Raw genomic sequence first — 8,713 nt, forward strand, 5'->3', positions numbered from 1 at the left:
AAATGGATCCTAACACGATCGTATTCATTGCGCTGGCCGTGCTGTTGCTTCTTGGTGTGGAAATCGTGACCGTGATCGGAATTGGCGCCGTTGTGCTGACGCTGATCACGGACCAGTTTCCGCTGCTTAACCTTAGTTTGACGATGTTCGACTCGTTGAACCTCTTTCCGTTGCTGGCCTTGCCGCTGTTTGTGGTGACGGGTGACTTGATTGCGGTTGGCGGAATTGCGGCGCAGATCATGCGCTTTTCGCAAAGTGTGGTCGGCTGGATCCGCGGAGGGTTGGGTTTGACGACCATGGTTGCCTCGGGGATTTTTGCGGCCATCAGCGGATCGAATGCGGCCACTGTTGCCACGGTCGGCAAGGTCGTGTTTCCAGAGATGTCCAAGCAATCCTATGAGGGCGGTTTCAGCGCGGCCACGGTCGCTGCGGGCGGTGTTGTGGGGATCATCATCCCGCCCAGCGTTGCTTTTGTGCTTTATGGTGTTTCTACTGGTGTTAGCGTCAGTGATCTGTTCATCGCGGGCATCCTGCCAGGCATCATGATGGTGACCATCATGTGTTTTGTGGCTTATGTCATCGCCAGACGCAGGAATTACGGTGAGCGAGTCCCGTTTAGCGCAAAGGGGGCTGTGGTTGCCGCCGTGGAAACGCGCTATGCCCTTGGTGCGATCGCGATCATTCTCGTTGGTATCTACTCTGGTATCTTTACGCCGACCGAAGCGGGCGCTGTCTCGGCGGTTTACTGTCTCTTCATTACCGTCGTGGTCACGCGTAAGCTGAAAATACGTGACATTCCGGCGGTGCTGGTCAGCAGTTCCCGGATTTGTGGCCTTGTGGTTCCGATCGTGGCGGTTGCGATGGTGCTGTCTCAAAACCTGACCATCCTGCGCATTCCCGAAACGGTGGTTGCCGGGCTGTTGGGGATGTCGTCAGACCCGGTTATCCTGCTGTGTCTTGTCGTGGTTTTGTTGATCGTTGCGGGTAGCCTGATGGAGGCGGCACCGAATATCCTGATCCTTGCGCCCATGCTGACGCCCGTTGCGCGTGAACTCGGTATTGATCCGGTACATTTCGGGGTGATCGTCGTCTCTACCCTTGCCGTGGGTTTTATCACGCCGCCCATCGGGTTGAACCTGTTCGTCGCAAGTGCGGTATCTGGCGTAAGTTTTGCGCGCGTGACGCGGGCCGTGATCCCTTATGTTCTGATCCTGATCCTCAGCTGTTTTGCCATCGCGTTCATGCCGTTCCTCTCATTGGCATTCCTGTGATCGGGGTGGGCCTTTGTGATAGGCCCGTTCATCGAAATAACAACGGTACGGTTTCAGTCGGTCAACCGATTTGATCGATGGTTTCGGGCGAAAAGACCCCGACCTTGACGGCGCGTTCCATTGCCAAGGCGATTTCACGCAAAACGCGGCTTTTTGTGCTGTCCTTGCGATGGACCAATCCAAGATGCCGCGCGGGATTGTCTTCGCCCGCCAGCGAAATGCGGCGCAGGGCTGGCGGATTGGCGATGGACACGCAAGGTTCCGGCACGATGGAAACGCCCAGATTGGCAAGCACCATGCTATAAATCGCCTCCATGCCGCTGAGTTCCACACTGTCATTGACGGTGATCTTCTTGGCCTGCAGCCATTTCTCGACAATAGAGCCAACAACCGCATCGCGTGAAAAGCGGATAAACGGCTGTTCCTTCAAGATCTTGACCGGATCCTCACCCGCCACGCGTGCGGAACAGATCAGGACCAGTTCCTCTACCGCGATGGGATACCACACCAATCCCTGGGGGAGCATATCCGGCTTTGCAATCAGCGCCCCATCCAGCGCGTTGCGTTCAACCTGGTGGATCAGTGGGGTTGTCAGCCCCGGGAAAAGCTTCACATGCAGGTCTGGACATGTGGATTTCAGCATGGCCGTTGCAAGGGGCACCAACCCGGTCAGGGACGTCGATACCGCGCCCATGTTGAAGTCACCCTTCAGCCCGTCATCCCCCAGAACCGAGGGGACGATATCATCATAGGCGCGCACCACCTCGCGTGTCTTTGCCAATAGGGCGCGCCCGACCGGCGTCAGCGTTGGCGTGCGGGTCGACCTGTCAAAGATCGCGACTTGCCAGGTTTCCTCTAATGCGCGCATCTGTTGGCTAACCGCGGCGTGGGTGACAAAAACCACATCAGCGGCTGCGCTAAACGTGCCGTGATCGGCAACGGCGATCAGTGTCCTAAGCATTCGTATCGACATGGTGCCCCAATCCTCAAACGAGCCTTTACATTACATGGGCTTACATTTTGTTCAATAATTATTTTCTTTATTTAGCCTAGCTTTCAATGCAGTGTGTCACAGATGTAATTCCCCGAAACAATTGGCAAGAAAACACAATGGATGATGCTTTTCGATCGACACGCGCACTGAAAACCCAAGCCTATTTTGCGGGCGCATGGCGCAGCGCGTCCAATGGGGCAACGACCGCTGTTATCTGCCCTGCCACGGGCAAGGAAATCGGCACTGTGCCGCGCTTGACCGCGGCGGACGTGCATGTGGCGATCGACGCGGCGGCAGAGGCTTTTGTCGGATGGTCGGCGCGCACGGCGGCCGATAGGGCACAGGTTCTGAAACGCTGGCACGGTTTGATCCTGCAAGAGCGCGAGGCTTTGGCCCGTATCCTGACATCCGAACAAGGCAAGCCGCTTGCAGAATCCCGCGCCGAGATTGACATTAGCGCCGCCTATATCGAGTGGTTCGCCGAGGAAGGCCGCCGTGTTTACGGTGATATCATCCCGTCGCCTGCACCGGGGCGCCAGACAATCGTGACCAAACATCCTGTCGGTGTGACCTGTGCCATTACGCCGTGGAATTTTCCGGCCTCGATGATCACGCGCAAGCTGGCACCTGCGCTGGCCGCCGGTTGCACGATGCTGGTCAAACCGTCAGAGCGTACACCCTTCATTGCCCTCGCCTTGGTCGAACTGGCAGAAGAAGCGGGGGTCCCGCCCGGTGTTATAAGCGTTCTGACCGGCTCTTCACGCGAGATTATCAAGGTGATGACGGATAGCGCGGTTGTGCGGAAGTTGTCGTTTACCGGCTCCACTGCGGTTGGAAAGGATCTTATCCGGCAATGTTCGGACACCGTAAAGCGGATGTCGATGGAGCTGGGCGGCAATGCTCCGGTGATCATTTTTGATGACGCCGATGTGGACGCCGCCGTGAACGGGTTGATGGCGTTGAAATTCCGCAACAGTGGTCAAACCTGTGTCTGTGCGAACCGTATTTTCGTGCAGCGCAACATCGCTGAAAAGCTGTCAGAAGCCTTTGTGGAGAAGGTCCGCGCATTAAAAGTCGGTGCAGGCGATCAGCCCGGTGTACAAATCGGGCCATTGATCAACGCGGGCGCGGCACAGGACATGGGCCGGATCGTCGCCCGCGCGCAGGAGCAAGGCGCGCAGGTGCTTGTGGGGGGCGGTGAGCCCGTGCCGGACAGTGCTTTTTACCTGCCCACAGTCCTTGCAGGTGTGACGCCGGATATGGATGTTGCGCGGGATGAAATCTTTGGCCCTATCGCCCCTTTGTTGGTCTTTGACGATGAGGCAACCGTAGTGGCGCAGGCCAATGACACGCCTTACGGGCTTGCCTCTTACACCTATACCCGCGATCTGGCGCGTGCGTGGCGGGTTTCTGACGCGCTGGAATACGGGATGGTGGGCATCAACGAGGTTGCCATCTCAAACGAGGTTGCACCCTTTGGTGGTGTCAAGGAGTCAGGCTTTGGCCGTGAGGGATCGCGCTACGGTCTCGATGAGTACCTCGATATCAAATATCGTTGCATGGGCGGGCTTTCTGCCTGATCCGCCTTTGGGGCGTCGGAAATTTACAGGGGGGGCAGGGCAAAATCCTGCCCTCTTTCTTCGGATGCTGCCTTTGCCAATGGCGCATCCGATCCACGCCTTGAAACCCAAAGCGCCGCGAAACCAGAGGGGCTTCGCGGCGCTTTTTGCTGTGGCTATTGATCAGGCTTTGAATGTCTGTCCGGGCAGTCCGGATTTGATCCGCAAGGTTTCAAGCACAGCGGACCAATCGTTTGGTCCCAGCCCGTCCGCCCGCGACATCGCATAGACCTGAGAGGCCGCAGCCCCAACGCCCAGAGGGACGTTCAAGCTGGCGGCATAGGTCAGGGCAAGGTTCAAATCCTTGGAGGCAAGCGCCAAGCCGAATTCAGGAGAGATATCCTGGCTGAAAATCTTGCGCTCATAGGCGCCGGTAAGAAAGCCTTTGCCCGCCGTGGTTCCGGCCAGAACCTTGACCGTCCGCTGCACATCAAGTCCGGCCACTTCGGCAAAGGCCAGCGCCTCGGCGGTCAACGCGTTCAGCGCTGTCGACATGTAGTTATTGACCAGCTTGGTGCGTGTTCCGCCGCCGCTCGCGCCACAGTAAATCGTCTCACGGCCCACCACGTCAAAAATCGGTTGTGCCGCCTCCACGTCCTTTGGATCACCGCCGGCAAGAATAAGCAGCTCGCCGCGCTCGGCAAATTCCGATGTTCCGCCAACGGGGCCGTCGACCATGCGAATGCCCATGTCCGCCAAGCGTTTTGCGATCTTGTCGGTCGCGTCCGGGGCGATTGTGCTCATGTCGATATAGAGTGTGTTCTTGGACATGGCGTCTGCTACAGCGGCTTCGCCGAACAGGGTTTCTTCGACATCCGGACCATTGGGAAGCATCGTGACCACAAAGTCGCGGTTGCTTGCGGCGTCAGCGGCACTTGTCGCGGCATGAACGCCGAGGTCGGCAATGGTTTGAACAGCGGCGGGGTTGATGTCAAAGACCCAAACCTCATGCCCCGCTTCGACAAGTTTACGCGACATGGCGCTTCCCATGCGCCCGAGTCCGATGAATCCTATAGTGGCCATTTTCTGTCCTCCCTGCCGGACCACTGTCGTTTCAAGCGCAAGTGGTCCTGTTGTAATATCACCCGCCTGATCCGCTTGGTTTGGATCATGTGCTGGCGGATGCTTCCTGGTTTTCAACCTTGGAAACGTTCCGAATGAATTCTTTGGAGATTTGGCTGTGCGTGTCATGTTCCAGACGAAGGCCGTTGAAACATTGCGGCCTCTGCCAAATTCCTCCCATATGGTGCAGGGTAATTGTAATTACTGCGTACGGAAAGTTAAAATTTATATTCGTCTAGTTAAATTATACTTACATAATATGTGGCGGCGGCCAAAGGATGTCGCTGCGAGTAACGACGTTTTCCAAGGAGGCGGACCCTAATCCAGAGAAAACCCTTTGCGCCGGATGTAATCGCCAAATTGCGCACGTTCGGGTGCCGAGTATTGGCGGCTTTTCTCTTCCAGCCAGCCGTATTGCTCCGCATGGCCAAGGTCTTTGGTGCGGCGCTGTGTTTCATAGGGCTGTCGTTCGCGGCGGGTGGTGTCGTAGTCGTGCAAGGATGTTGTCAACCCGTCCTCTGTCCAGCGATTGTGATGCACTGTCGTCGGCAGCGACAACCGTTGTGATATGAGGGGCGGTTGTTCCGCCGGATGGCCCACAGCAAGGCCCGCGACAGCGAAGACCAGATCAGGGAGGCCAAGCATCTTATCAATCTTATCCGAATGGTTGCGCACAGTGCTGATGGGGCAACACCCCAGCCCTGCAGCCTCTGCCGCCAGAACGAAAGCAGAGAGGGCAACGGCCGCATCGACCGTAGCATTGAAAAAACCGTCAAGATGGTGGTTCAGAAACTCATGGCCTGTCAGGTCATGTATCTTCCGTTGGCGTGCGTGGTTGCCGCAAAAGATCAAAATATGGGGCACAGAGGGGATCCATGCCTGCGCGCCAAGTAAGGTTGAAAGCTCTGCCTTTAGCGCGCGCTCGCTGATGATCACGATGTCGCGCTGTTGCAGGTCGCTTTTCGACGGAGAGGACAGGGCCACAGCACAAAGCGCCTCCAGTAGCGGTGTTGGAACGGGCTGATCCGTGAACTTGCGGCAACTGCCACGCCCGGCGATCTGCTGCAGCGTTGCGTTTGCTTCAATTTCAGGCGCGGTGGCTATCGTGTGCTGAAAGCGTTCTTGCAGAATTTCGGAAAGGGGTTTGTTCATTTTCGCAGTCTCGTGGTGCCGGATTTCAGGCTGTGTCGATGTAGAGTCCGCGCCATGCTATCGAAACAGCTCCCTTAAAGATATTATAAATCACGGTTTTCGAGGGGAATGTGCAGTAAGCTATGGTTACATAAGTAATAAGAAGTATTTCATTTGCGTTAGGCGGTGCACCTGTAAAGGTTTGAGAAAGAGATTTATCAAAAACGGGTGCGCTGTGAGCAAAGAAGTAAATACGTTCGACGTATCGGTTTGGAGGCGGACAGCGTCGGAGAGTATGAACACTTTCAGGTGCAGGTTCGGGAATACCAAACTGATCTGGATGTCGTCAGCTGGATTAAGCAGCATATCGATCCGTCGTTGAGTTACCGCTATGCATGCCGGGTAGGGATGTGCGGCTCTTTTGCGATGATGGTGAGCGATCAGCCGCGCTGGATCTGCCGGACACAGGTGAAGAAGGTCGCAAAGGATCGGGCGCTTCGTAGCGGGCCGCTGTGCAACCTGCCCGTGATCAAGGATCTGGCGACCGATATGGACCCGTTCTTTGACAAATGGATCGCGGCGGGCGGGTGCATAAACCCGACAAAAGCCGCGAAGACCCTATTCCCGAAATTGGCCCCGAGGAGGTCGGTCGTGTCGAGGCGATCAAGGGGATGGAATGTACCAACTGTTCGGTCTGCTATGCGGTTTGCGATCGTTGGCTAATAATCCCGACTGCCTTGGCCCTGCCGCTTTGCAGCGCGCATGGACGCTGTTCAACGACAGCAAGGCCGATGACCGGCAAGCGGTTCTGGATACGGTATCCGGGAGGGGCAGCTGCACGCATTTTTGTTTGAATGATCTGGACCCGCTCGGTGCGATTGCGGGCCTGAAGCGGGAAACTACGAAATTCTTACTGAAGCGAAAGGGCTGATGAATGCTCAATCTCCCTCTTTACATGGCGCAAAGGCTGAGCGCGAAGTTCATGGCATCGCTTTTCTTGGGCCATATCGCGGTCATGATTTCTGCAATACAGGGGGGGGGCTTAGTACCGCCGAGGTGCTTGGTCGGAACCAAGGCCGCGTGCTGTGGTTTCTGTTTTACGGCAGCCTTGTCATTGCCGCCTCAATTCATGGGGCCATCGGCCTTCGGGTGATTGTCCATAAGACGCTGAAGCTGCGTGGCATGGCGCTTGAGCTGGTCATGTGAACGTTCGGAATTGCCACATTGTTTCTGAGAGCACGCACCGTATCCCATCCGCGTTGGTTTGCATATTTGCTGCACCGGTTTTCGGGGCTTGCCATCACGCTGCGTGCGGGCTTGCCTTTGCGCGATATGGAGATGATGCAGTGCCACCCCACCCGCTTGTTGGTGGGGAACACACATGGATGAATGGCACCGTGCTAGAAGAAGGCTTGCGTGGTGCCGACGGGCAGTTGCTGAACGCTAACGGACATTGTTTCATGTTCGACTATGACGGGCGCGGCGAAAGTGCCACGCGGGACGTCGTCAGTCCAGGCAAAGGACGTGAACTGAGATCCTTGATCGGTATTCATGATCTCGGGCGGGCCGAACTTGTGGATGGCCTCGTTCAGTGCCGCAACACAGAAGTCCGCCTCCAGCGTATTCGAGATGCGCCAAGCCAGCACCTTACGGGTGTGCCAATCCATAATGGCGGCCAGATACGAGGAACCCTCGGCGCATGGGCAGATAGGTAATATCCGAGCACCCACTGACCGGCAACACATGCTTGCATGTGTGAGAGGGGAACTTGGTTCGGACGCTCTACCCGCAGACCTCTCAGCAGGTAGGGATACGTCTTGTGCCCTTTCGCATGCTTGCTGGTGTTGGGTTTTTGGTAGATCGGCATCAGCCCCATCAGGCGCATCAGCCGGCGTATCCGTTTCTCGTTCACCAAGTGGCCGTTCTGCGGGCTTATGAACAGTCAGGATGATGGATATGGCGATTGAACTGCGCAAGTGCCAAGTCATCTGGCGGACACCGAAGAACGGCGTCTCCAGAAATTGCTCATCGATCCGCCGCATCAAGCTGAGGTTCTGCTCGGTCTCGCCCTTAGGCTTGTAATAGAATGACGAGCGCGAGATCGACAGCAACCTGCATTGCTGCCCAATGGACAAAATGGAATTATTCGGCTCAATCATGTCGCGCCTCACTTGCCGGTCCATGGTTTGAGCTTTCGTGACAAAGCCAAGGGGACCGTGGCCCCAGCGGGGCCGCGCAAGCCCCCGTACCGTTGGCCACGGCGTGCGCCCGCTCTCTCGAACGCATGGCGTTCGCGGGCTTACCCCACAATCTTGGCGTGGAGTTCTTTCACCTGTTCTTCATTGATCTCGGGATTCTTTCTGCCACCGCGTTCAAACACGCCGGAGGCGCCCTCAAGGAGCGCACGTTTCCATTGATGGATCATCGTCGGATGCACCCCGAACCGGCTCGCCAGCTCGGCGGCGGTCGCCTCGCCCTTCAAGGCTTCCAGCGCGACCTTCGCCTTAAATTCAGGCGCATGTTGTTTGCGGTTCGACATCTGCTGATCTCCTTCTCGTCGAAGATCAGCAGACTGTAAATCGTAGCTTACGTCACTGTCCGAATTTCGGGGGGTAGTTCATGTCGGAGAGTCTTTA

At 56.6% G+C, this 8,713-nt stretch carries 8 protein-coding genes and 3 pseudogenes; 6 read left to right on the forward strand and 5 right to left on the reverse strand.

Features of this window, described 5'->3' with window-relative positions; genetic code table 11:
• Window positions 1–2 precede the first annotated feature (2 nt).
• A complete protein-coding gene (locus AKU94_RS06400; protein WP_050526489.1) occupies window positions 3–1,271 on the forward strand; it encodes a TRAP transporter large permease in 1,269 nt (422 codons plus the stop codon).
• 61 nt (window positions 1,272–1,332) lie between these two features.
• Here the strand turns inward: AKU94_RS06400 and AKU94_RS06405 are convergent, their stop codons facing one another.
• A complete protein-coding gene (locus AKU94_RS06405; RefSeq protein WP_050526490.1) occupies window positions 1,333–2,244 on the reverse strand; it encodes a LysR family transcriptional regulator in 912 nt (303 codons plus the stop codon).
• A gap of 137 nt (window positions 2,245–2,381) precedes the next feature.
• Between AKU94_RS06405 and AKU94_RS06410 the strand changes: the two genes are divergently transcribed.
• Window positions 2,382–3,845: an NAD-dependent succinate-semialdehyde dehydrogenase gene (locus tag AKU94_RS06410; protein WP_050526491.1), complete on the forward strand. Its 1,464-nt coding sequence runs from the start codon at window positions 2,382–2,384 to the stop codon at window positions 3,843–3,845.
• A gap of 162 nt (window positions 3,846–4,007) precedes the next feature.
• Here AKU94_RS06410 and AKU94_RS06415 read toward each other — a convergent pair whose 3' ends face one another.
• Together AKU94_RS06415 and AKU94_RS06420 are read right to left on the reverse strand one after the other, a co-directional pair.
• The gene (locus AKU94_RS06415) at window positions 4,008–4,907 is read right to left on the reverse strand and encodes an NAD(P)-binding domain-containing protein (protein ID WP_050526492.1); all 900 of its coding nucleotides are present in this window, start codon (window positions 4,905–4,907) and stop codon (window positions 4,008–4,010) included.
• A gap of 357 nt (window positions 4,908–5,264) precedes the next feature.
• Window positions 5,265–6,098: a nitroreductase family protein gene (locus AKU94_RS06420; protein WP_050526493.1), complete on the reverse strand. Its 834-nt coding sequence runs from the start codon at window positions 6,096–6,098 to the stop codon at window positions 5,265–5,267.
• A gap of 288 nt (window positions 6,099–6,386) precedes the next feature.
• Between AKU94_RS06420 and AKU94_RS20300 the strand changes: the two genes are divergently transcribed.
• From AKU94_RS20300 to AKU94_RS20735, 4 genes and pseudogenes are all read left to right on the forward strand, one after another.
• Window positions 6,387–6,800, forward strand: a complete 414-nt coding sequence (locus tag AKU94_RS20300; RefSeq protein ID WP_232295705.1) for a 2Fe-2S iron-sulfur cluster-binding protein — start codon at window positions 6,387–6,389, stop codon at window positions 6,798–6,800.
• Window positions 6,754–7,008, forward strand: coding sequence for a hypothetical protein (locus AKU94_RS20305; protein ID WP_232295706.1), 255 nt, complete (start codon window positions 6,754–6,756; stop codon window positions 7,006–7,008). Before AKU94_RS20300 ends, AKU94_RS20305 begins: the two co-directional genes overlap by 47 nt.
• On the forward strand, window positions 7,008–7,283 hold the full coding sequence (locus AKU94_RS06430) for a hypothetical protein (RefSeq protein WP_232295703.1): 276 nt from the start codon (window positions 7,008–7,010) through the stop codon (window positions 7,281–7,283). Before AKU94_RS20305 ends, AKU94_RS06430 begins: the two co-directional genes overlap by 1 nt.
• A gap of 84 nt (window positions 7,284–7,367) precedes the next feature.
• Window positions 7,368–7,612 (forward strand): annotated as a pseudogene (locus AKU94_RS20735) (FAD-binding protein); the annotation flags it as partial.
• Here AKU94_RS20735 and AKU94_RS06435 read toward each other — a convergent pair.
• Together AKU94_RS06435 and AKU94_RS06440 are read right to left on the reverse strand one after the other, a co-directional pair.
• Window positions 7,586–8,230 (reverse strand): annotated as a pseudogene (locus AKU94_RS06435) (DDE-type integrase/transposase/recombinase); the annotation flags it as partial. The pseudogenes AKU94_RS20735 and AKU94_RS06435 overlap by 27 nt on opposite strands.
• A 220-nt stretch (window positions 8,231–8,450) precedes the next feature.
• A pseudogene (locus AKU94_RS06440) lies at window positions 8,451–8,616 on the reverse strand (transposase); the annotation flags it as partial.
• Window positions 8,617–8,713: the final 97 nt, after the last annotated feature.

The sequence above is a fragment of the Pseudorhodobacter aquimaris genome (genome assembly GCF_001202025.1).
Classification (GTDB): domain Bacteria; phylum Pseudomonadota; class Alphaproteobacteria; order Rhodobacterales; family Rhodobacteraceae; genus Pseudorhodobacter; species Pseudorhodobacter aquimaris.

Bases quoted from the DNA above. Each gene is read 5' to 3' on its own strand.
- AKU94_RS06405 (WP_050526490.1), bottom strand. From the start codon at position 2,244: ATGTCGATACGAATGCTTAGGACACTGATCGCCGTTGCCGATCACGGC.
- AKU94_RS06430 (WP_232295703.1), top strand. From the start codon at position 7,008: ATGAATGCTCAATCTCCCTCTTTACATGGCGCAAAGGCTGAGCGCGAA.
- AKU94_RS06420 (WP_050526493.1), bottom strand. From the start codon at position 6,098: ATGAACAAACCCCTTTCCGAAATTCTGCAAGAACGCTTTCAGCACACG.
- AKU94_RS20305 (WP_232295706.1), top strand. From the start codon at position 6,754: ATGTACCAACTGTTCGGTCTGCTATGCGGTTTGCGATCGTTGGCTAAT.
- AKU94_RS06400 (WP_050526489.1), top strand. From the start codon at position 3: ATGGATCCTAACACGATCGTATTCATTGCGCTGGCCGTGCTGTTGCTT.
- AKU94_RS06410 (WP_050526491.1), top strand. From the start codon at position 2,382: ATGGATGATGCTTTTCGATCGACACGCGCACTGAAAACCCAAGCCTAT.
- AKU94_RS06415 (WP_050526492.1), bottom strand. From the start codon at position 4,907: ATGGCCACTATAGGATTCATCGGACTCGGGCGCATGGGAAGCGCCATG.